The organism is Bacillus paramobilis (genome assembly GCF_038096195.1).
GTDB lineage: Bacteria > Bacillota > Bacilli > Bacillales > Bacillaceae_G > Bacillus_A > Bacillus_A mobilis.
In genome coordinates this window covers 3,196,352-3,219,958 of sequence record NZ_CP151108.1, presented here as the reverse complement: position 1 = coordinate 3,219,958, position 23,607 = coordinate 3,196,352, and the positions used below count along the sequence as shown (strand labels likewise).

Genomic DNA, 23,607 nt, shown 5'->3' with positions numbered 1-23,607 from the left:
TTTCCGTAACTAAGGGCAATATGGTAAATAATGATTTGTAGTATAATGTGAAATATGTCTTGATATAAGGTAATATCGATGAAGAAAAAATTCTTCACATTCAATTTAGGATATTTCCCGTATGGCAGTTTTAAAATAATATCAAAACTCTTTTTCATATATTTATAAAGAAAAACGTAGGAGTGTCTCCTGCGTTTTTTCTTTTGCAAAATAGTCGATACCTCAAAATACTATTCTCCTAATAATCAAGATTAACTATACATCTTCACAATGGAACAAAAGATCTTCCCTCAAACTTATTTTCTACTGAATTTTTGACAATCTCTTGAACTGTGCGAAATGTCACATCTGTATTTTACAACCTCTCTTATAGTAAGGGTATGTAAGAGAGACGTATTAAAGGAGTGAACAGTATGAAGAAGAAACCTTCAGCACTAATGAGACGTTTAAAATATTTTTCACCAATAGATCGTTATAACGATAATCATACGCAAGAAACATATGAAGATCGCGAATGGGAGAATGTGTACAGAAAGCGTTGGCAGCACGATAAAGTAATTCGTTCTACACACGGCGTGAACTGTACTGGTTCATGTAGTTGGAATATATATGTGAAAGATGGAATTGTAACTTGGGAAGGACAAGAGCTTAACTATCCGACTACAGGTCCTGATATGCCTGATTTTGAACCGCGAGGATGCCCACGTGGAGCAAGTTTTTCTTGGTACATTTATAGCCCGCTTCGTGTGAAATACCCGTATGTACGTGGTGTTCTTTGGAATATGTGGCAAGAAGAACTACAAAATAACGAGTCACCATTAGATGCTTGGAAAAGTATTGTGGAGAACCCTGAAAAAGCACGTACGTATAAGCAGGCGCGTGGTAAAGGGGGATTCATTCGTGCGAATTGGGATGAAGTGTTACAACTCGTTTCTGCTTCTTTACTTTATACAGTAATTAAATATGGTCCAGACCGAAATGTTGGTTTCTCGCCAATTCCAGCTATGTCAATGTTAAGTCATGCAGCTGGTAGTCGCTTTATGCAACTTATGGGTGGACCAATGCTTAGTTTTTATGATTGGTACGCAGATTTACCACCAGCTTCTCCGCAAATTTGGGGCGATCAAACAGACGTACCAGAAAGTAGTGATTGGTATAACTCTGGTTACATTATGACATGGGGTTCAAATGTACCGATGACGAGAACACCAGATGCACACTTTTTAGCAGAGGTTCGATATAAAGGAACGAAAGTCGTTTCTGTCAGTCCTGACTTCGCTGAATCTACAAAGTTTGCGGATGATTGGATTAGTGTGAAACAAGGTACAGATGGTGCACTTGCGATGGCAATGGGGCACGTAATCTTACAAGAATTTTACGTAGATAATCAAGTGGAATACTTCACAAATTATGCGAAGCAATATACTGATTTTCCTTTCTTCGTCACATTGAAACAAAAAGGGGATCAATTCGTTGCTGATCGTTTCTTAAACGCTTCTGATATTGGACGCGAAACGAAGTTAGGAGAATGGAAACCTGTACTTTGGAACGAGAACACGAATGATTTTGCAACACCTCACGGCACAATGGGGTCCCGTTGGGATAACGAAAAGAAATGGAACTTACGTTTAGAAGATGAAGAAACAGGTGAAAAGATTGAACCACGTCTATCTTTACTTGGAATGGAGGAAGCGATTAAAACGGTGCAAATTCCGTACTTCTCTGATGATGGAAATACAATATTAGAACGTACAATTCCAGTGAAAAAGGTTATGACAGAAGAAGGCGAAGTGTTCGTTACAACTGTATACGACTTAACGTTAGCAAATTACGGTGTGAACCGAGGGCTTGGCGGACAAGAGCCGAAAGACTTCAATGATGACGTACCGTTTACTCCTGCATGGCAAGAGAAAATGACAGGAGTAAAACGAGAGCTTATTACTCAAATCGCTCGTGAGTTCGCACAAAATGCTGTTGATACAAATGGTCGCTCAATGATTATTGTCGGAGCTGGTATTAACCATTGGTTTAACTCTGATACGATTTATCGCGCTGTTTTAAATCTTGTTCTTCTCGTCGGAGCGCAAGGTGTAAACGGCGGTGGTTGGGCGCATTACGTTGGTCAAGAGAAATTACGTCCAGCAGAAGGATGGCAAACGATCGCGATGGCAAAAGATTGGCAAGGGCCACCAAAATTACAAAACGGTACATCTTTCTTCTATTTCGTAACAGATCAATGGCGCTATGAAGATACACCAGTGGGACATTTAGCATCACCAGTGGAAGGCAACTCTCGTTATCAACATCATGGTGATTACAACGTATTAGCGGCACGACTTGGCTGGTTGCCTTCGTATCCGACATTCGAGAAAAATGGGATTGAATTATATAAAGAAGCTGTTGCTGCTGGTGCAACAACGCAAGAAGAAATAGGAAAATACGTTGCGCAAAAACTAAAAAATAAAGAACTGAAATTTGCGATTGAAGATCCTGATAATAAAAATAACTTCCCGCGTAACTTGTTCGTATGGCGTGCAAACTTAATTTCAAGTTCTGGTAAAGGACACGAATATTTCTTAAAACATTTATTAGGTACAACGAATGGATTAATGAATGACGATAGCGATTCATTACGACCAGAAGAAATTAAGTGGCATGAAGAAGCGCCAGAAGGGAAGCTTGATTTACTCATTAATTTAGATTTCCGTATGGCTGGAACAGCGCTTTATTCTGATATCGTCTTACCAGCTTCAACTTGGTATGAAAAACATGATTTAAGTAGTACAGATATGCATCCATTTGTACATCCATTTAATCCAGCAATCGGTTCACCGTGGGAAGCGCGCTCTGATTGGGATATTTTCACTTCTCTTTCTAAAGCTGTGTCAGATTTAGCGAAGAAAATCGATCTTGAACCAATGAAAGAAGTTGTGGCAACACCACTTCTTCACGATACACCACAAGAATTAGCGCAACCACTTGGCAAGATAAAAGACTGGAGTAAAGGTGAGTGTGAACCGATCCCAGGTAAAACGATGCCACAAATTCATGCTGTCGAAAGGGATTATAAAACGATTTATGACAAAATGACTGCGCTAGGACCGAATACCGGAAAACAACCGATTGGTACGAAAGGGATTTCTTGGTCTGCAGAAAAAGAATATGAGCAATTAAAGAGCCGATTAGGAGTCGTTCGAACGGATTCTATTGCGAAAGGTTGTCCAGACATAAAAGAAGCAATCAATGCTGCTGAGGCGGTATTAACACTTTCTTCTACAACAAATGGTCATATGGCTGTAAAAGCATGGGAAGCACTTGAAAAACAAACGGATTTAAAATTACGTGATTTAGCAGAAGAACGTGAAGAAGAATGCTTCACATTTGAACAAATTACAGCACAGCCAAAAACAGTAATTACTTCTCCAGCCTTTACAGGTTCAGAAAAAGGTGGACGCCGTTACTCACCGTTTACTACAAATGTGGAACGTCTTATCCCTTGGAGAACGATAACGGGTCGACAATCTTTCTACTTAGATCATGACATGATGAAAGAATTTGGTGAAACGATGGCAACATTTAAACCAATTTTGCAACATAAACCGTTCCGTAAATCACGGCCTGAAGTAGAAGGAAAAGAGATTACACTAAACTATTTAACACCGCATAATAAGTGGTCGATTCATAGTATGTATTTCGATTCATTACCGATGTTAACGCTGTTTAGAGGTGGTCCAACTGTTTGGATGAATAAAGAGGACGCTGAAGAAGCTGGCGTTGCGGATAATGATTGGATCGAGTGCTTTAACCGTAACGGTGTTGTTGTAGCGCGTGCCGTTGTAACGCACCGTATACCGAGAGGAATGGCATTTATGCACCATGCGCAAGATCGTCACATTAACGTACCTGGTACGAAATTAACAAGTAACCGCGGGGGAACGCATAATAGTCCAACCCGTATTCATGTAAAACCGACACATATGATTGGTGGATATGGTCAATTAAGTTATGGATTTAACTATTATGGTCCAACTGGGAACCAGCGTGACTTAAACGTTGTAATTCGCAAACTGAAGGAGGTAGATTGGCTTGAAGATTAAAGCACAAGTCGGAATGGTAATGAATCTAGATAAATGCATCGGCTGCCATACTTGTAGCGTAACGTGCAAAAACACCTGGACAAATCGTCCAGGTGCTGAATATATGTACTTCAATAACGTAGAAACGAAACCTGGTATTGGTTATCCAAAGCAATGGGAAGATCAGGAGAAATATAAAGGCGGCTGGGAATTGAAAAATGGTGAAATTCAGCTGAAATCCGGTTCGAAAATGAAGCGCCTTATGAATATTTTTCACAATCCAGACCAACCAACAATTGATGATTACTTTGAACCTTGGAACTATGATTATGAAACGTTAACAAATAGTCCGCAGCGTAAGCACCAGCCAGTTGCTCGTCCGAAATCAGCAATTACAGGTGAATTTATCGACAAAATTGAATGGGGTCCAAACTGGGAAGATGATTTAGCTGGCGGGCATATAACAGGATTACAAGATCCGAACGTAAAGAAAATGGAAGAAGAAATTAAAACGGATTTTGAAAATGTCTTTATGATGTATTTACCACGCATATGCGAACATTGTATGAATCCATCTTGTGTATCTTCTTGTCCATCTGGTGCGATGTATAAACGTGAAGAAGATGGGATTGTTCTTGTCGATCAAAATGCATGTCGTGCATGGAGATTTTGCGTATCTTCTTGTCCGTATAAAAAGGTGTACTTTAACTGGCAAACGAATAAAGCTGAAAAATGTACAATGTGTTTCCCGCGTATTGAAGCTGGTATGCCTACAATTTGTTCGGAAACATGTGTAGGGCGTATTCGATACATTGGGGTAATGCTATATGACGCTGACAAAGTAAAAGAAGCGGCTTCTGTTGAAAATGAAAAAGATTTATATGAATCTCAGCTTACTGTTTTCTTAGATCCAAATGATCCAGAAGTAGCAGCTGAAGCGAAAAAACAAGGAATTCCTGAAGAATGGATTAAAGCGGCACAACAGTCACCAATCTATAAAATGATTATCGATTGGAAAATCGCTCTACCTCTTCATCCAGAGTATCGTACTATGCCGATGGTTTGGTATATCCCGCCGCTTAGCCCAATTATGAACATGGTGGAGGGGAAAGGTAGTAACTGGCTAGCAGAAGAGATTTTCCCTGCTATTGATAATATGCGTATTCCAATTCAATATTTAGCGAATTTACTCACTGCAGGAGATGAATCACATATTCGTCTTACATTGAAAAAAATGGCTGTTATGCGAACACATATGAGAGCACTTCAAATTAATAAAGAACCAAATGAAGCGGTATTAAAAGAACTCGGTTTAACGAAACAGGATGTAGAAGATATGTATCGTCTTCTTGCTATCGCGAAATATAAAGATCGCTTCGTCATTCCGGCCACTCACCGCGAACAAGTTGAAGATTTATATAACGAACAAGGAAGCTGTGGTTTATCCTTCGCTGGTGGACCAGGTTCTTGTATGACAATTTCTTAAATAATGGGGGCGGAAAAATATGAAACAAAGTTTGCAAACTGCTTTTTCGTGTTCTTCATTCCTTCTCTCCTACCCGGAACTAGGGTGGAGAGAAGCTTTAACTGAATTACAAGAAGAGGTTGAAGAAATTGAACAGGACGATGTTAAAGCCTCACTTACAGTATTTATAGAGCAAGCATTAAATAAAAAGAACGATCAATTAATTGATGGTTACGTATATACATTTGATTTTGGTAAAAAGACTAATATGTATTTAACGTATATGAACACTGGTGAACAAAGAGAAAGAGGTATTGAATTACTAGAGTTAAAGCAGCATTATAAAAAATCTGGTTTTGAAGTAACAGATAAAGAACTACCTGATTATTTACCACTTTTACTAGAGTTTTTTGCAAATGCAAATGAGCAAGACAGTGAACCGATTATGAGTAAATACAAAGAGAACATACAAGCATTACATGTTCAGTTAAAAGAAGCAGGTAGTATGTATGAACCAATTCTTGCGGCTGTTCTACTTGCTATCGATACATGGGGTGTACAGACAAATTAGAAAGGAGAGTTGTCAAAATGATGGATCAATTTCTATGGGTATTGTTTCCCTATATCATTTTTGCAATCTTTATCGGTGGACATATTTTCAGATACAACTATGATCAATTTGGATGGACATCAAAGTCTAGTGAACTATTAGAAAAGAAAATGCTCCGAATCGGAAGTCTATTATTCCACTTTGGGATCATGTTCGTAATTGGCGGTCATGTTATGGGAATTTTAATTCCAGAAGCTGTATATCGTTCAATAGGTATTTCTGAGCATATGTATCACACAATGGCAATTAGTTTCGGACTTCCGGCTGGTATGGCTTCTATCATCGGTTTAATTATATTAACGTACCGCCGCGTAACAGTAAAACGTATCATTGCAACGAGTACGAAGGGAGATTATATTGCGCTTATTTTATTACTGATCGTAATGCTGGCAGGACTTTCCTCAACATTTTTGAACATCGACTCAAAAGGGTTTGATTATCGTACAACAATTGGTCCTTGGTTCCGAAGTCTCTTTATTTTCCAACCGAAAGTTGAATACATGACGGAAGTACCAGTGTGGTTTAAAATTCATATTCTCGCAGGGATGGGGCTTTTCGCAGTATGGCCATTTACTAGACTAGTACATGTATTTAGTGCCCCAATTAAATACGTAAGCCGTAGTTATGTAATTTACAGAAGACGTATTCCAAATGAATTGAAAAAATAATTTTGTTTTATATGTTTAGTAACTTATAAAGAAAGCCGAGATCTAATTGGAGACCTCGGCTTTCTTTATAAATATAAATACCTAAATAAGATGCTAATCAATGCTACAAACAGAAGCAGAGCAATCTTCACAAGCAATTTCACATTTTAAAAATTGTAAATCGTGGATTGTAATCTTTCCTTTATGAATAGAAATTGTACCTTGCTTTTTTAATTCATTTAACATTCGATTTACACTTTCACGTGAAGTTGCACAAAAATTAGCAAGTTCTTGATTCGTTAATGGTAAATCGATAAGAATCCCGTTTTCTTTTAACACACCGTAACTATTTGTCATTCGAATGAGAGTAGAATACAGGGCACCCTTTTTGCCATGTAATACTAAATCTCGGAACTTCGTTTGCATTCTTCTTAAATGTTCACTAATCCATTTCATAAATTCAAATACAAGAGCGGGTTTTTGGAGTAATGCTTTTTCTAAGGTTTCACGCTTTATAACGCCTACTTCAACATCTTCAAGGCATTTTGAATTTAATAAATACTTTGCATTATCCGTGAACAATGTTAATTCTCCAATAATGTCATATGCCGAACAAATACGGAGTGTCAACTCTTGCCCATCAGCACTTAGTTTACTAATTTGTACTTTTCCTGAGTGGATGATATAGAGTTCGGTTGCTTCCATACCTTCTTGAAAAATAAAACTTCCTTTTTTAATTTGCATTTTATACTCAACAGATGCAAGTAATTCCTTTAAATCTTGAGATAATGTCATACTGTTTGCCACAGCAATCACCTTTCTTCTCGTTAACAATATATTTCTTATTTTGAATGTAATTATGATGAAAATGCAAGAGATATTTTTGAAAAAAAGTGAAATTTCAATGACCGTAAGGAGTAGTGGCTGGAGATGTGAACAAAATTCGAACAGATTTGTGAAGAATTTTTGAATGGGGAAAGTGATGTGAGAAAAGTCACATTGAATTTGTAGCTTATTTTTTATAATAAAGGCAAATACAGAATTGAAAACTTACTAAGGATTGCAGCAGAAAAGAAGGGATATAGATGCACGAGAAAATGAAAGATTCTTTAGAACGGCCACTTCAAGATTTGCGTATTTCAGTTATCGATCGTTGTAATTTTAGGTGCACATATTGTATGCCTGCTGAAGTGTTCGGACCTGATTACGCTTTTTTACAGGAAGAGTTTTTATTAACGTTCGATGAAATAGAAAGATTAGCAAGATTGTTTATAAGTATGGGAGTTGAAAAAATTAGGCTTACTGGCGGTGAACCATTATTACGTAAAGACTTACCTCAACTAATCGCAAGACTTACAAAGCTAGAAGGCTTAAAAGATATTGGACTCACAACAAACGGAGTTCATTTAGCAAAACAAGCTAAGGCGTTAAAAGACGCGGGATTAAAACGTGTAAATATTAGTTTAGATGCGATAGAGGATTACATTTTCCAAAAAATTAATGGGAGAAATGTAAGTACAAAACCTGTACTAAAAGGAATTGAAGCAGCAAAGGCTGCTGGATTAGAAGTAAAGGTAAATATGGTCGTAAAAAAAGGAATGAATGACAGTCAAATCCTTCATATGGCTCGTTATTTTAAAGAACAAGAAATTCAGCTTCGTTTTATTGAGTTTATGGATGTAGGCAGTACGAACGGATGGAATTTTGAACAAGTTATTACGAAGGAACAATTAATAGAGAAGATTAATCACGTATATCCGATTGAACCTGTTAAACCTCGTTACTTTGGAGAAGTTGCGAAATTGTATCGATATGTAGGGAGCGATGTAGAAGTTGGATTTATTACTTCAGTATCAGAGTCGTTTTGTTCTTCTTGTACGAGAGCCCGTATTTCGGCAGACGGCAAGTTTTTTACGTGCCTATTTGGAACGAAAGGAACGGATTTACGAACGCTTCTTCGAGAAAATATTTCTGATGCATCACTATTAAAAATTTTACAACATACGTGGCAATATAGAACAGATCGATATTCAGATGAAAGAACGGCGGAAAGTACAAATAAACGTCCAAAAATTGAAATGTCATACATTGGCGGATAGCGAAAGGAGGATTCCTTATGCAAGAGCGATATTCAAGGCAAGTATTGTTTTCTGGGATTGGTGAAATAGGACAAAGAAAAATGAGAGAAAAGCATGTGCTCCTAATCGGTGCGGGTGCACTAGGGGCTGCGAATGCAGAAGCGCTCGTTAGGATGGGAATTGGGAAATTAACAATTGCCGATCGTGACTACGTCGAATGGAGTAATTTACAGCGGCAACAGTTATATACAGAAGAAGATGCACAGCAGTCTAAACCGAAAGCAATTGCAGCGACAGAACATTTAAGAAAGATTAATTCTGAAGTGGAAATTGTACCAGTTGTAACAGATGTCACGATGCAAGAGATAGAAGGGTTAATAAAAGAAGTGAATCTCATAATAGATGCGACCGACAATTTCGATACGCGTCTACTTATAAATGACATTTCACAAAAAGAGAATATACCTTGGATATACGGCGGATGCATCGGGAGTTACGGTGTAACGTATACAATTCTTCCTGGGGAAACACCATGTTTTCGCTGTCTAATGGATCATCCTATGGGCGGTGCAACATGTGATACAGCCGGAATTATTCAGCCAGCTGTACAGATGGTTGTTGCTCACCAAGTGACAGAGGCGATGAAAATATTGGTGGATGATTATGAGTTGCTAAGAGGAACGATGTTATCATTTGATATTTGGAACAATCAATATCTCTCATTAAAAGTAAATAGACAGAAAAAAAGTACATGTCCATCTTGTGGGAAATCACGAACGTATCCAAGTCTAGCATTTGAAGCGCAGATGAAAACGGAAGTGCTATGCGGACGGAATACAGTTCAAATCCGTTCAGGAATAAAGAGAGATTTTAATTTAAACGAAATTCAAAAACGATTACAAAAAAGTGTACATGTCCAAAAAACGCCTTACTTACTATCATTTCTAATTGATGAATATCGTTTCGTTTTATTTACAGATGGTAGGGCATTTATTCATGGAACAAATGATGTGAAAATAGCAAAACGATTATACGCAAAATATATAGGATGAACAGAAAGAGCGTTGCCCCTTATTAAAACGAGGTGAAAAAGAATGTTAGAAAAACGTATACCAATTCCGGTGGCAGAAGCAGTTGCGCGTGTAATGGAATATGCCTACCAGGGTGAAATAGAAAAGGTTTCTCTAATAAAAAGCTACGGTAGAACGCTTGGAGAAGATGTTATTGCAGATCATGATGTTCCTCATTTTGATCGCTCTCCGTACGACGGGTTTGCGATTCGAGCAGAAGATACAAAGGAAGCAAGTAGCAGTAATCCCATTCTGTTTGAAGTGATTGGTGAAATTGGAGCCGGTTTTGTTTTTACAGAAGAAGTGGAACCATTTCAAGCTGTACGTATTATGACAGGAGCGGCAATTCCATCCGGGTGTAATGCCGTTGTTATGTTAGAGCTAACAGAAGGATTTGAAGAAAAAGAAAAGACGTATATGAAATTAAAACGCTCCTTCGCCGCCGGTGATAACATTTCTTTTAAAGGAGAGGATGTAAAACAAAATAGCATTCTTGTGAAAAAAGGGACTGTTATTAACCCTGGAGTAGCAGCGCTTCTTGCTACGTTTGGTTATAGTGTAGTACATGTTGTAAAACAACCGGTTGTTGGGATTGTGACGACAGGGAGTGAATTGCTTGAAGTACATGAACGATTAAAGCCAGGGAAGATACGAAATAGTAACTCTTATATGATTGCTGCTCAAATTGAACGAGCGGGCGGGGCTGTACAGTATTATGGACAATTCGCTGATGATTTAGAGACGTGTTATAACACTGTAAAAAAAGCGATAAAAGAAGTTGATATTTTAATTACGACTGGTGGCGTTTCGGTAGGAGACTATGACTATTTACCTGCTATTTATGAGAGATTGCAAGCCAATGTACTTTTCAACAAAATAGCGATGCGACCAGGAAGTGTGACAACTGTAGCTGAGGTAGAAGGAAAACTACTATTTGGTCTATCTGGTAATCCTTCTGCTTGCTATGTCGGATGTGAATTATATGTTCGACCAGTCATTGGAACATACTTGCATAAGAAAAATCCGCACGTATTTAGTGCAGAAGCAATATTACAAAAAGACTTTCCGAAAGCAAACCCATTTACGCGTTTTGTAAGAGGGAAAGTAGAAATTGTAGATGGCCAATTGCAAGCAACACCAGTTGGTTTAGATAAATCTAGTGCAATTTCTTCACTTGCAGAGGCAAATGCATGTATCGTCCTGCCGGGAGGAACGAGAGGGTTTGAAGCAGGAATAACTGTTTCGGTACTGTTATTAGAATCAAACGCTGGAAGTGAGTGGCCGTGGGAAGAACCGCTTCGATCGTATAAATAAGAGAAAAATAGATTGCTAACTTATACAAAGATAAGAGGTGCAAGATGATACATACGTATTATGAAGTAATTGATACACCTATTTCAATTGAAGAAGTTACAAACAAAGTAATTCGTCGTGAGTGCGGCGCAGTTACTACTTTCATTGGTACTGTTAGAGAATTTACGAAAGACCGTCGTACGCTTTATTTAGAGTATGTAGCATATAAAACAATGGCAGAAAAACAGCTTGAGAAAATTGGCACCGAAGTAGGAGAGAAGTGGCCTGGGACATATGTCGCTATTACACATCGCATTGGTACATTACAAATTTCTGATCTTGCTGTTGTCGTTGCTGTTTCTACACCACACCGTAAAGCTGCCTATGAGGCGAATGAATATATTATGGAGCGTATAAAACAAATTGTTCCCATTTGGAAGAAAGAGTTCTGGGAAGATGGTGAATCATGGATAGGTGATCAGTTAGAGAATGTAGCTTATGAGAATGGTGAGCCTGGAAAGGAGATGAGAATATGATTGCAGTACTATTATTTGCACATTTACAAGAAGAAGTAAGTACGCCAGCATTACACATAGATTGTGAAAATATTACGGTTGCTGAACTAAAAGAAGTGCTCATTAAGAAATACAACGTAGCGATTTCAGGTGAGATAATGGTCGCTATAAATGAAGAGTATGCAAATGAGGATGACATCATTCAAACTGGCGATGTCATAGCAATGATTCCGCCAGTAAGTGGTGGTTGATTCTTTTCAGCCTAATCATGTTAGGACGTGATTAGGCTGGAGGGAATAAATATAACTATGCATACATAGGAGGGAACAGGATGAAAAGTCCTAATTTTCAATTAAGTTTACAAACTTCTAATCTAGTTATCGGTTTTATGGTATGGGTCATTTTATCATCATTAATGCCTTATATTAAAGCAGATATTCCATTAACTGCGGGACAAATTTCTATGGTAACAGCAGTACCGGTTATTTTAGGTTCTGTTCTTCGCATTCCAATTGGTTATTGGACAAATCGTTTCGGAGCAAGAAAATTATTCTTTATTAGTTTTATTTTATTATTATTTCCTGTCTTTTATATTAGTGTTGCCAATTCAATGATGGATTTAATTATTGGTGGCTTATTCGTCGGAATCGGTGGGGCCGTATTCTCCGTAGGGGTAACTTCTTTACCGAAATACTTTCCGAAAGAGAGTCACGGTTTTGTAAATGGTATTTACGGTGTCGGTAACGCCGGAACAGCAATTACTTCGTTTTTAGCACCTGTCATTGCAACTTCAGTTGGCTGGAGAACGACAGTACAGTGTTATTTAGTTTTACTTGCAGCGTTTGCACTTATGAACTTTTTATTAGGAGATCGTAAGGAGAAAAAGGTGAATACACCATTAATGGAACAAATAAAAGGTGTATATAAAAATGAAAAACTTTGGTTTCTATGTATCTTTTACTTTTTAACATTCGGATCGTTTGTCGCATTTACAGTATACTTACCAAACTTTTTAGTATCTCACTTTGGATTAGAAAAAGTAGATGCAGGTATGCGGACAGCTGGATTCATCGTATTAGCAACAATGATGCGTCCAATTGGTGGTTGGCTTGGTGATAAGTTTAACCCGTTTAAAATATTAATCTTCGTATTTATCGGTTTAACACTTTCAGGTATTATTTTATCCTTTATGCCTAGTATGAACGTGTATACATTTGGTTGCTTACTAGTCGCATTTTGTGCAGGGATTGGTAATGGTACAATCTTCAAACTCGTTCCAATGTACTTCTCAGAGCAAGCAGGGATTGTAAACGGACTCGTTTCAGCTTTAGGCGGACTAGGAGGGTTCTTCCCGCCGCTAATTTTAACTTTACTATTCCAACTAACAGGTCATTATGCAATTGGATTTATGGCATTATCAGAAGTCGCACTTGCTTGTTTAATCATTACAGTGTGGATGTATAGTCAAGAAAAGCTGTTAGTGATGTTAAAGAATCATTAATAAAGAAAAAGAACCATCCTAAAGTAATCTAGGGTGGTTCTTTTAGTAATAGGCCTCAATATGTTTTAATGCTAATTTAACAAAGCTTGTTTTCTAAAATAATGTGGTTTTAAAATGAAAAACAGAAGATTTATGGGGTTTTATGTTAAAATATAGATGTCAGATAGTATTCAATTAAAGGGCAGGTTAGTTAAAGAAATTTTAAATTTCTGCCAAAGATCGAACTAATTTTTAACATACAAATATTTAATTGAAGCGGGGTGTTTAGATGAAAAAATTATATAAGTCTACTCAAGATAAACAAGTTTCAGGTGTATTAGGTGGCTTAAGCGATAAGTATGGAATTGATGTAAGTATCCTTCGCATAGTAACTGCATTATCAGCCTTTTTTTCTAGCGGATTTACAGTTTTACTTTATATAATAGCTGCAATTGTTTTGCCTACAGATAAAGAAATTAAGCGATAAATGTATGAAATTAAATCGAATTCCACAATGGGGAACTTTAAAGGAACGAGTAGCTAAAGGTACTTCGCCTCTTACACGTTTAGTGTACTAGAAAGGTACTTTGCCTTTGTCGGAATATATCGAGAACGAAAATAATAACTTTTGAATTAAACGATGACTATTGATCGCTAACGAATCGATAAATAGTCGCTCCTTTCTAAAAGTTATCTATTAATATGCATAAAATTATATTAAGATATTTGAATGTTATGAAATTCAAAAACATATGGAGGTATCTATAACGAGAAAAAACTGCATATTTTTAGGGCCAGATTTTTTGGTAAGGCTAATGGATATTGTGAAAAAGTACACTTGAAATAAAGAATACAGTTTAGGTTGATAAGATAAAATTATGAATTTGTATAAATAATCCCTAATTTTCTTTATGAGTTATATTTGATATGTTAAGGAAAAGAGAGGGGAGGGAAATGAGAATTTTTGATGCACATTTTCATATTATTGATTTTAATTTTCCGATTATTGAGAACCAAGGATATTTTCCACCCAACTTTGTTGTAGAAGATTATCAGAATGAAACTCCTAATTTGAATGTAATTGGTGGAGCGATCGTATCTGGTTCTTTCCAAGGGTTTGATCAAGAATATTTATTAAAGGCACTAAAACAGTTGGGTTCAACATTTTGTGGCGTAACACAATTACCCTTTACAGTGAAGGATGAAGAAATACTAAATTTAAATGAAAATGGGATAAAAGCATTACGCTTTAATATTAAAAGAGGTGGTTCAGAAGATTTATCGAAGCTGGATTACTTTGCTAGAAGAGTTCCTGATTTAGTAGGATGGCATAGTGAGCTTTATATTGATGCAAAAGAGTTACCCGAAATTGCATCTACTATAGAAAAATTACCAGCTATATCAATTGACCATTTAGGGTTATCAGAAGAAGGTTTACCACATTTATTAAAACTAGTTGATAAAGGGGTACATGTGAAAGCTACTGGTTTTGGTCGTGTCGAATTAGATGTTGAGAATGCCTTAAAGTCGATTTATGAAGTTAATCCAGATGCACTTATGTTTGGAACAGATTTACCATCTACAAGAGCCAAAAGACCTTTTGAGTATGGAGATATCAAATTGATTCAACAGCTATTTGATGAACAAGCTACCGATAATATCCTGTATACGAATGCTTATAAATGGTATTTTGGGTAGCGTCAGGGTCTACATTTGAATTAAATGTGTCCATATTTAGTAAAGTGTTTCATCCAACTAAAATATATGTAGAATGAGGTTTTAAATGTTTGTTTTTATTATATTAGACGTAATATTACCAATATTAATATTGATGCTAATTGGTGCAATCTTACAAAGAAAGTTCCAATTTAACTTAAAGCAGCTATCTACACTTATTACTTATTGCTTGATGCCAGCGGCTGTATTTGTGAATATATATGATATTAGTATAGAAACAGGTTTGTTGCTCCAGATAATATACTATTTAATGCTTTACAGTCTGAGTATGATGATAGTAAGTCATTTTATTTCAAAAACATTAAAGTTAGAAAAAGGAGAGAGTGCCGCTCTAAAAAATAGCATTTCGTTAATGAATTCCGGTAATTATGGATTACCAGTAAGTCAATTGATTTTCAGTCACAATCCAGTGGGGGTTTCCATTCAGATTTTCATTGTTGTTTTTCAGAATATTTTAACTTATTCGTATGGGATATATAACTTACTATCAGCAACAAAAACAATCGGAAGTATTATTCAATCATTTCTAAGACTGCCTGTATTTCATGCACTGATATTAGGGGTTCTCTTTCAATCTTTTACAATTCAAATACCTAATTCTATCTTTCTACCTCTTAATCATCTTGCGAATAGTTTTGTTGCAATAGCACTCATATTGCTAGGAGCGCAATTAGCCAACATTAAGCTTAATTTTTTCCATAGAGTCATAACATGGTCTTTAATTGGAAGGTTACTGATGGGGCCATTATTAGCACTTTCCATGATCTACCTCTTAAACATTGATGGAATTGTTGCACAATCATTATTTATTGCAAGTTCTTTTCCTACTTCAAGAAATACATCAACTATTGCTATGGAGTATCAAATAGAGCCCGAACTACATGCACAAATCGTTTTATTTTCAACACTTTTCAGCATTATTACAGTAACTACCGTTATTTATTTGTCATATATTTTGTTTTGAATATACGTTTAAAACCGAATGGATTTGAGGCGGTAAATGATGGACGGAAATTCCATCGATATAAGAGGAAAATAGTCTTTGAAATAGTAGGTGTCGTTTACAATTGGACTATGTCCAATAATCAAGCGACTTTATTCAAAAAAGAAACCAAAACAAAAAGAACAAACGCTTCTAAAAAACGTTTGTCCAAAGGTAATTACTATTTTAGCTGAAAAATAGATTATAATTTGTGGATACGAGAAAGCTTTTTTATAAGATTAGGAAGTATACATGTTAATTCTTGCTTCAAACGCTTCGTAAACGATGGATCTTTACCTGAAGTTGAAATAGTGACAACATATTCATCATGTCGGATGACGCCAGGTGTGTGAAAAGATGATTCTGTACCATCACTTACAACGTTAACCCATTGAAAATCATGGGCAGCGTGTTTGACCATCATATTTACAGCATGTTGATTTGTAGCTGCATAAATAAGGTGAGCATCTTTAATATCATCATTAGCAAAAGTTTTTTGCTTCCAAGTAACATAAGGAAGTTCCTTCATTTCCTCGCAAATTTCTGGGCTGATAACGGTGACAAAAGCGCCTGTATCTTTTAATCCAGACGCTTTTCGATATGCGATTTTACCTCCACCAATAATTACGACAACTTTTTTATTTAGATTAAACATAAGAGGGTACATGTTATACATACACACATTCCTCCATTCGTTCTAATAATGTTAATTTCATATATGTATCAAATTGTAGGCAGTTACAAGTCGTAACGTGATTGTATTTTTTCGTATGCAACTTAATTTTTTGAAGCAACAATCCGGTAAAGAGAAGATACGGCATGACGTATACATGGGACGCAGTCGATATTATCTTCTTGAGCTCAGCCGTAAAAGAGGGCGTTCCTTTCGTTAAAAAGGAACAGGATACTGGCATGCCGAGTTTTCGTTCGACAGCTGCTCCGATTTGTTGTAACTCATGTATCGGCTGTAAATCGCTACTACCTCGTCCTACGAGTAAAATACTACCACCTTGCATTGGCATAGTTTCACGTATTCTTTTTACTACAAGTTCCACCATATGTGGATGCGTACTAAAAGGAGGTACAACTGAAAATGTAATTTGTGGATATTTCTTTTGTAGCTGTTCTAGTTCAAAAGGAATATCACGTTTATAGTGAGCTGCTGCAAATAATAAAACAGGTACAATCATTATTTCAGTTGCTCCCTCTAGTATCGTTTCTGTAACTGCATCCGAAATGGTAGGTGTTGTTAGTTCTAGAAAAGCTATTTTTTGAATTCTTTTGTTACGTTCTTTCATAACAGATTGAATAAAGTGAATGAATTGTTCATTACCTTCTTGCAAGCGACTCCCGTGCCCAACATATACAATTCCTTTCATCGTATCACCAAATCTTTCTTCATAATCATATTTTGTAATTGCTCATCTACATGATGAAAACCAATTTTATTCGCATAGTGTAAAGTTGGAACGTCGGTATACGAGAAGGGAAGAGTAAGAATATCGATAAAGCCAAGTCGTTTTATTTCTGATAAAAATGTATCAATTGAAGCACGGCCGTCAAACACAATGCTATCCCATGAGAATTCAGAAAGCATCCGAGAATGGACTTCATCGAAGCGATGATCAATTGTATATTCATGAGTCATCATATAGGAGCCAGCACCAATTTTCTCTTGAATAAAAGCAATTCGGTTAATATTTCGTCCTAAATAAACAGTTGTATCGGAAGAGAGCTCTGCTTGTTTACTTAGTAGCCCATATTGCATAAGTTTTTCTTGAGTGGCAACGTTCATATATTGCAGATTTGCTTGTAAGGAACGAATATCTTTTTGGTGTTTACTACATGATCTCATCAATATTTCTACACTTTTAGCTGAACAAAAAACAAGGCGATCAACGTTAAAGATTTCATTGATCTGTTCAAGTGTTAATATGTATTCTACCTTTTTGAAAGTAGGAATTTGATATATTTCTGCACCAGCTTCTTGTAACTTTTGCTTCATTAAAAAAGTTTTATTTGTTGCGGAAGCAAATAAAACTTTTTTACCATGTAATGGTTTACGTTCTTTCCAAGCGATTTGATCCCGTAAGGAAACGACATCACCAACAATTGTCATAGATGGATTTGAAATATTTTCGTTTTTGACGATAGAAACAATGGTTGAAAGAGTTCCTGTGACAACGCGTTGTTTTCCAGTTGTACCCCATTCAATGACTGCTACTGGCGTATCGTCTTTTTTTCCTGCTTGCAGTAAGTTTTCACAAATTGTAGGTAAGTTTTTTATACCCATGTAGTAGGCGATTGTGTCACTATTGTGGGATGAATTATATGTTCCATGATCGCTTAAAGGACCTTTTGCATGCCCAGTTAGTAAAGTGACGCTATTACTGTAGTTACGGTGGGTGAGGGGGATACCTGCATAGCTACTAGCGGCGATGCTAGATGTAATACCTGGTACAATTTCATATGGAACGTTCGCTGCTGCTAAAGTTTCTGCTTCTTCACCGACACGGCCAAAAATGGATGGATCTCCGCCCTTTAAGCGGACAACGATTTTTCCTTCTCTCGCAAATTGAAGGAGGTGGGCGTTAATCATTTCTTGGCGCATAATATGATTCTTTGGCATTTTTCCGCAATAAATAAGTTCACATGTTTCTTTTGTATAACTAAGAAAGAAAGGGTTTAATAAACGGTCATATAAAACGATATCTGCACGCTTTAAACAATCTATTGCTTTCTTTGTAATAAGCCCTTCATCACCTGGTCCTGCACCAACTAAATATACATATCCGTTCATCATCGCACCTCATCTATTTTTATTTAAAAGGAAGCCAGAGGAGGCTTCCTTTCGTAAATTACATGTATAAATAAATGTCACCATCAATAACTTCTACTTCGTATGTTTGAATACAGCCGTCATCAGGTTTTTGAACTTCACCTGTTATTAATGAGATTTTCCAATCATGCAGCGGACAAAAGACGAATTCTCCAGATACAATTCCTTCTGCTAACGGTCCGTTTTTATGAGGACAACGATTTTCTACAGCTCGAATATCACCATTTGAAAGACGGAATAGGGCGATAGACATACCTTTTATTTGCACTTCTTTACCGATTTGAATAGGAAGGTCTTCCGCACGCATAACTTTTATTTTTTCTTTCGTTTGTATCATAAAGGTCACAGCTCCTTATTTCACAGTTTCTACTTCATACATCGCTTTTAATGACTTCGTTTCTAGTGCTTGTCCCCATGCTTCCGTATATGTGCTACGAGCTGTTTGGAAACGTTCATTTAACGTACTAACCATACTTACATCTTGTAGTATTTCTTTTATGTGATCGAAGCCTAAACGTTCTGTCCAGTAGGCAGTACGCTCTCCGTAAATACCAGTTTCACGATAATATTGCATATAAGCTGTAGCGATGCGAAGGACATCATCTTCAGTAGGGATGATCATGACAAAATCAGCTTCGCGTACTTCCGTACCGCCATTTCCGCCAATATAAAGTTGGTATCCATTCTCGACACAAACAACGCCAAAATCTTTCGTCAGTACTTCCGCACAGTTACGCGGACAACCCGTTACACCCATCTTCATTTTATGGGGGGTATCTACCATTTCTAATGATTGTTCAAGTAACATACCAAGTCCTAATGAATCTTTCGTACCGAAACGGCAGAAGCGAGAACCGACACATGATTTTACATTACGAAGCGATTTTGAATACGCATATCCCGAAGTCATATGTAAGTCAGCCCATACGTTAGGTAAATCTTGTTTCTTAACACCATATAAGCCAATGCGGCTTGCACCTGTAATTTTCACAAGAGGAACATCGTATTTTTTCACAACTTCAGCAATTTTCATTAAATCATCTGCTGTTGTAACACCACCGTACATACGTGGAATAACAGAGAATGTACCATCGTGCTGGATGTTACCGTTCATTCTTTCATTAACGAAACGAGATGATTTATCATCTTCATATTCTTCTGGAATCGCCATACGTAAATAATAGTTCAAAGCAGGGCGACATTTTGAACAGCCGTCTTCCTGTGCAAAACCAAGAACATTTCGTACTTCTTTTGGAGATTTCAAACCTTTCTTGTGAATGGCCGCTACGACTTCATCACGTGATAAAGTTGTACATCCGCACATACCAGCAGACTGTGCAGAAGCATCAAAAGCATCTCCGAGTGTATGAGATAAAACTTGTTCCACAAGCGGACGACATTTACCGCAAGATCCTGCGGCTTTCGTGCATCCTTTAACTTCTTCAAAAGTAGTTAGCTCTTGTTCTAAAATGGCATGAACGATTGTACCTTTCGTAACACCATTACATCCACAAATCGTGTCATCCGCACTCATTGTAGCAACGTCAAGTTCACTTTCCTCACCAGCTTTGTGAAGAAGGGAAGCGGCTGTATATTCTTGTATGTCTTCTTCTTTCTTTAACATGCTAAAGAGGCGTGTACCATCAGCTGCGTCACCATATAAAACGATACCGACAACTTTATTGTCGCGAATTAATACTTTCTTATAGGAACGTTTACATTCATCAAAGATCGATATCGCTTTCGTCTGTTCATCTTCATAAATTTGGCCAGCAGAGAATAAATCACAACCAGCAACTTTTAATTGCGTACCAACGATACTGCCCGTATATCCATTCGTTTGTAAATTTGTTATATGTTTTGCTAATATTGTGCCTTGTTCATAAAGAGGGGCAACAAGTCCATATGCGATACCATCATGTTCTGCGCATTCGCCAACTGCATAAATGGACTCATCATTCGTTAGCATATAGTCATTGACTACAATACCTCGGTTGACAATTAGACCAGCATCTCTTGCTATTTGCGTATTTGGTCGTATTCCGACAGCCATTACGATTAAATCACAATCTACAACTTCACCATCTTCAAATTGAATGCCCTCAACATGATCTGTACCAAGAATCTTTACCGTTTTCTTTTCCATGAGAAACTTCATGCCTTGTGCTTCTAAATCTTCACGCAATAGAGAAGCTGCTTTCGTATCTAGTTGCTGCTCCATTAAGCTAGGCATTAAATGAACAACATGTACGTCCATTCCTAAGTCAATAAGACCTCTTGCGGCTTCTAAACCAAGTAATCCACCACCAATGACAACGGCCTTTTTCTTTTCTTTAGCGGTATCCATCATAAATTGTGTATCTTCAATAGTTCGAAATCCTGTTACACCAGGAAGTGCGGAACCTTCAACAGGTAAAATAAAAGCACTAGAACCTGTTGCGATAATGAGCTTGTCGTATGTAAGAGTACGATTCTTTTCTGTAATAATAATTTTTTCTTCTCGGTTAATACTTTGAACTCTTTCATTCGTATACAAAGTTATTTCGTTTTCTTCATACCAACTATATTCATTCATAATGATATCTTGCATATTTGTTTTACCTTGTAAAACATGAGAGAGCATAATGCGGTTGTAGTTTGGATGCGGTTCATCTCCCAAAATAGTAATCTCATATGAATCACTATTATGTTTTAAAATTTCTTCGATACAACGTATGCCAGCCATACCATTTCCGATCATAACTAAACGTTTTTTCATTTTCGTTTCCCCTTTTTATGTGAAATATTGAACAAAGGATTATATTTTTATTATAGAAAATCAAATAAGGGGGAGATGTGATATTTATCACATTTTTATAATGATTCACAAATTGTTAAAATTCGGTTTTATGTGAAGGGGATGTGGATATTTTTCGCAAAACGAAAAAGCAGGACATAAGTATTTACACTCATGTCCTGCACTTGATTTATGCTCTCGTAATGGCACGTGGAAATAAAATATTATTTTCTAAATGAATATGCTCAAATAAATCAGACTCTAGTGCTTCAAGGCGTTGGTAAACAAGTCGATAAGTGCCGCATGCGCCTTCTGGAGGCGTAAAGTCATTTGTTACTTTACGAAGTTCTTTTATAATATTTCCGGCATGATTGTGTTCATTTTCTAGTTCATCTACTACTTTACGTAACTTTGCATAGTTTTCATCGGTTGGATTTTGTTCAAATTCTAAAATTGATGGGAAATCTTCCGTTTCTTCTTTAATTAAATGCTGTTCTAATTCCATTTTAAGTTCATGAAATAGCTTATGAATTTGAGCTAAATGAGGCTGATTCGCTCCATGAACGCGTAAGACTTTCGTCACATATGGACTTAACTGTGGTAACTCTTCATGTAAATAACGATGATGCTTATGAATTATATAATCAATCAATTCACGATAAGAAGCATTTTTCCAATCAATTTCAGATTCATTTAATCGTTTCGTATTATGATAAAGTGTATTTAACTTTGTAATTACTTCAGAAGCCGATAAATTTCTTTCATGAATTGCATCAATAAGCGGCTTATTACCACCACAACAAAAATCTATTCTATATGATTTAAAAAGATCACTAGCTTTCGGAAATTGTGTAACAATCTCACCAACAATTGAAGTTTCAGTAAATGTATGTTCCATATGAATGCCTCCATAAAGTTTAAATGTAATATCTAAATTAAGAATAGCGATAAATGAAAAACAATGTGGTGATTGAAATCACTTATTATGTGTCAGTTTTGAGAATAATAAAATGAGTTTTATAAAAGGAAGAGAATTCGTTGCAATCGTTTCTGATAATAAAAAAAGAAGCTTACTAGAAGCTTCTTTTTTACTACTATTTTTCACATGCAACTCCATCGCCATCACGATCAAGTTTAGAGCTATAACCTGGTTGGTCTCTATATAATGGAGCTTTTCCAGCATTTTTAACTTCAGTACAATTTTTGTAAGTTACATTACTATTGTTACTTGCAGCAGGTTGTGTTTGAGCTTGCTGTGCTTTTTTCTGTTCCTCTTGTTGTTTACGAGCTTGTTCATCAGCTTGGCGTTTTTGCTCTTCTTGTTGCTTACGAGCTTGTTCATCAGTTTGGCGTTTTTGCTCTTCTTGTTGTTTAAGAGCTTGTTCATCAGCTTGGCGTTTTTGCTCTTCTTGTTGTTTACGAGCTTGTTCATCAGCTAGACGTTTTTGCTCTTCTTGTTGTTTGCGAGCTTGTTCATCGGCTAGACGTTTTTCATCCTCTTGCTTACGAGCTTGCTCTTCGGCTTGGCGTTTTTCATCCTCTTGCTTACGAGCTTGTTCATCGGCTAGATGCTTCTCATCTTCTTGCTTTTGAGTTTTCTCGTCCGCTTCTTTCTTTTTATCATCTTTTTTCTCTGCCTTATTAGAAGCGACTTGTTTATTTGTTGCTGTCGTCTTTTCAGAAGAAGGAGCTGAAATACTTGATAATGCAACAAAAATGACAAATAAAATAGCAGTGATAATAAATTGTTTTTTTGCTACACCTGTCTTTTTAATTACGGATAAGATTGCTAGAACAAGGAAAAAAATAAATAAAATTAAACTTAAAGTAGCAAAAAAATCGATGACTGGGTGTTCAGATTTTGTAGTGCCCATTCCTATTAAGAGAATTGAAATCATAAAAAGAATAACAGTAGGACGACCATATTGTTTTGCTTTTCCATTTTTCTTAAAGAATGAAATGATACATAGTATTAAAAGAATAAAAGCAATAAAAAATAAAGCTGCACCAATATTACTCAAAATCGCCATTTTTATACC

Annotated in this window: 21 protein-coding genes; 13 read left to right on the top strand and 8 right to left on the bottom strand. The window is 36.5% G+C overall.

Annotated features, from left to right (window positions below):
* The first annotated feature begins 413 nt into the window (after positions 1-413).
* From AABL52_RS16460 to narI, 4 genes are read left to right on the top strand one after another with little or no spacing between them, the layout of a single operon-like run.
* Entirely contained in the window at positions 414-4,097 is a 3,684-nt protein-coding gene (locus AABL52_RS16460; RefSeq protein WP_341517964.1) for a nitrate reductase subunit alpha, read from the top strand.
* A complete protein-coding gene (narH, locus tag AABL52_RS16455; RefSeq protein ID WP_341517963.1) occupies positions 4,087-5,562 on the top strand; it encodes a nitrate reductase subunit beta in 1,476 nt (491 codons plus the stop codon). Before AABL52_RS16460 ends, narH begins: the two co-directional genes overlap by 11 nt.
* A 19-nt stretch (positions 5,563-5,581) precedes the next feature.
* A complete protein-coding gene (gene narJ / locus AABL52_RS16450; RefSeq protein WP_341517962.1) occupies positions 5,582-6,112 on the top strand; it encodes a nitrate reductase molybdenum cofactor assembly chaperone in 531 nt (176 codons plus the stop codon).
* A 17-nt stretch (positions 6,113-6,129) separates the two neighbouring features.
* Positions 6,130-6,819 (top strand): respiratory nitrate reductase subunit gamma, encoded by a 690-nt coding sequence (narI, locus tag AABL52_RS16445; RefSeq protein WP_000969207.1) that lies wholly within the window; start codon positions 6,130-6,132, stop codon positions 6,817-6,819.
* Positions 6,820-6,912: 93 nt separating this feature from the next.
* Here narI and AABL52_RS16440 read toward each other — a convergent pair whose 3' ends face one another.
* Entirely contained in the window at positions 6,913-7,605 is a 693-nt protein-coding gene (locus tag AABL52_RS16440; RefSeq protein ID WP_000013863.1) for a Crp/Fnr family transcriptional regulator, read from the bottom strand.
* Between the two features lie 278 nt (positions 7,606-7,883).
* Here AABL52_RS16440 and moaA point away from each other — a divergent pair, with 278 nt between their 5' ends.
* From moaA to AABL52_RS16395, 9 genes are all read left to right on the top strand, one after another.
* Entirely contained in the window at positions 7,884-8,897 is a 1,014-nt protein-coding gene (moaA, locus tag AABL52_RS16435) for a GTP 3',8-cyclase MoaA (protein ID WP_341517961.1), read from the top strand.
* A 17-nt stretch (positions 8,898-8,914) separates the two neighbouring features.
* Complete coding sequence (locus AABL52_RS16430; RefSeq protein ID WP_001158117.1) at positions 8,915-9,928, top strand: molybdopterin-synthase adenylyltransferase MoeB; 1,014 nt, start codon at positions 8,915-8,917, stop codon at positions 9,926-9,928.
* Between the two features lie 42 nt (positions 9,929-9,970).
* Entirely contained in the window at positions 9,971-11,260 is a 1,290-nt protein-coding gene (gene glp / locus AABL52_RS16425) for a gephyrin-like molybdotransferase Glp (RefSeq protein WP_341517960.1), read from the top strand.
* A 44-nt stretch (positions 11,261-11,304) separates the two neighbouring features.
* Positions 11,305-11,775, top strand: a complete 471-nt coding sequence (locus AABL52_RS16420; RefSeq protein WP_341517959.1) for a molybdenum cofactor biosynthesis protein MoaE — start codon at positions 11,305-11,307, stop codon at positions 11,773-11,775.
* Positions 11,772-12,005, top strand: a complete 234-nt coding sequence (gene moaD / locus AABL52_RS16415) for a molybdopterin converting factor subunit 1 (RefSeq protein ID WP_341517958.1) — start codon at positions 11,772-11,774, stop codon at positions 12,003-12,005. Before AABL52_RS16420 ends, moaD begins: the two co-directional genes overlap by 4 nt.
* An 80-nt stretch (positions 12,006-12,085) precedes the next feature.
* On the top strand, positions 12,086-13,255 hold the full coding sequence (gene narK / locus AABL52_RS16410; RefSeq protein ID WP_000841867.1) for a nitrate transporter NarK: 1,170 nt from the start codon (positions 12,086-12,088) through the stop codon (positions 13,253-13,255).
* Between the two features lie 268 nt (positions 13,256-13,523).
* Positions 13,524-13,721, top strand: coding sequence for a PspC domain-containing protein (locus AABL52_RS16405; protein ID WP_242257129.1), 198 nt, complete (start codon positions 13,524-13,526; stop codon positions 13,719-13,721).
* Between the two features lie 467 nt (positions 13,722-14,188).
* The gene (locus tag AABL52_RS16400; RefSeq protein ID WP_341517957.1) at positions 14,189-14,932 is read left to right on the top strand and encodes an amidohydrolase family protein; all 744 of its coding nucleotides are present in this window, start codon (positions 14,189-14,191) and stop codon (positions 14,930-14,932) included.
* An 85-nt stretch (positions 14,933-15,017) separates the two neighbouring features.
* Complete coding sequence (locus tag AABL52_RS16395; RefSeq protein WP_341517956.1) at positions 15,018-15,935, top strand: AEC family transporter; 918 nt, start codon at positions 15,018-15,020, stop codon at positions 15,933-15,935.
* Positions 15,936-16,155: 220 nt separating this feature from the next.
* Here the strand turns inward: AABL52_RS16395 and AABL52_RS16390 are convergent, their stop codons facing one another.
* The 7 genes from AABL52_RS16390 to AABL52_RS16360 form a co-directional block, all read right to left on the bottom strand.
* Positions 16,156-16,629, bottom strand: a complete 474-nt coding sequence (locus AABL52_RS16390) for a precorrin-2 dehydrogenase (RefSeq protein WP_000282580.1) — start codon at positions 16,627-16,629, stop codon at positions 16,156-16,158.
* Positions 16,622-17,332 (bottom strand): sirohydrochlorin chelatase, encoded by a 711-nt coding sequence (locus AABL52_RS16385; RefSeq protein ID WP_341517955.1) that lies wholly within the window; start codon positions 17,330-17,332, stop codon positions 16,622-16,624. The genes AABL52_RS16390 and AABL52_RS16385 overlap by 8 nt, the downstream gene beginning before the upstream one ends.
* Complete coding sequence (locus AABL52_RS16380; protein ID WP_341519732.1) at positions 17,329-18,753, bottom strand: uroporphyrin-III C-methyltransferase; 1,425 nt, start codon at positions 18,751-18,753, stop codon at positions 17,329-17,331. Before AABL52_RS16380 ends, AABL52_RS16385 begins: the two co-directional genes overlap by 4 nt.
* 58 nt (positions 18,754-18,811) lie before the next feature.
* A complete protein-coding gene (nirD, locus tag AABL52_RS16375; protein ID WP_341517954.1) occupies positions 18,812-19,129 on the bottom strand; it encodes a nitrite reductase small subunit NirD in 318 nt (105 codons plus the stop codon).
* A 15-nt stretch (positions 19,130-19,144) separates the two neighbouring features.
* Complete coding sequence (nirB, locus tag AABL52_RS16370) at positions 19,145-21,550, bottom strand: NADPH-nitrite reductase large subunit (protein WP_341517953.1); 2,406 nt, start codon at positions 21,548-21,550, stop codon at positions 19,145-19,147.
* Between the two features lie 208 nt (positions 21,551-21,758).
* Positions 21,759-22,466, bottom strand: a complete 708-nt coding sequence (gene ric / locus AABL52_RS16365) for an iron-sulfur cluster repair di-iron protein (protein ID WP_341517952.1) — start codon at positions 22,464-22,466, stop codon at positions 21,759-21,761.
* A 196-nt stretch (positions 22,467-22,662) separates the two neighbouring features.
* Positions 22,663-23,598, bottom strand: a complete 936-nt coding sequence (locus AABL52_RS16360; protein WP_341517951.1) for an excalibur calcium-binding domain-containing protein — start codon at positions 23,596-23,598, stop codon at positions 22,663-22,665.
* Positions 23,599-23,607: the final 9 nt, after the last annotated feature.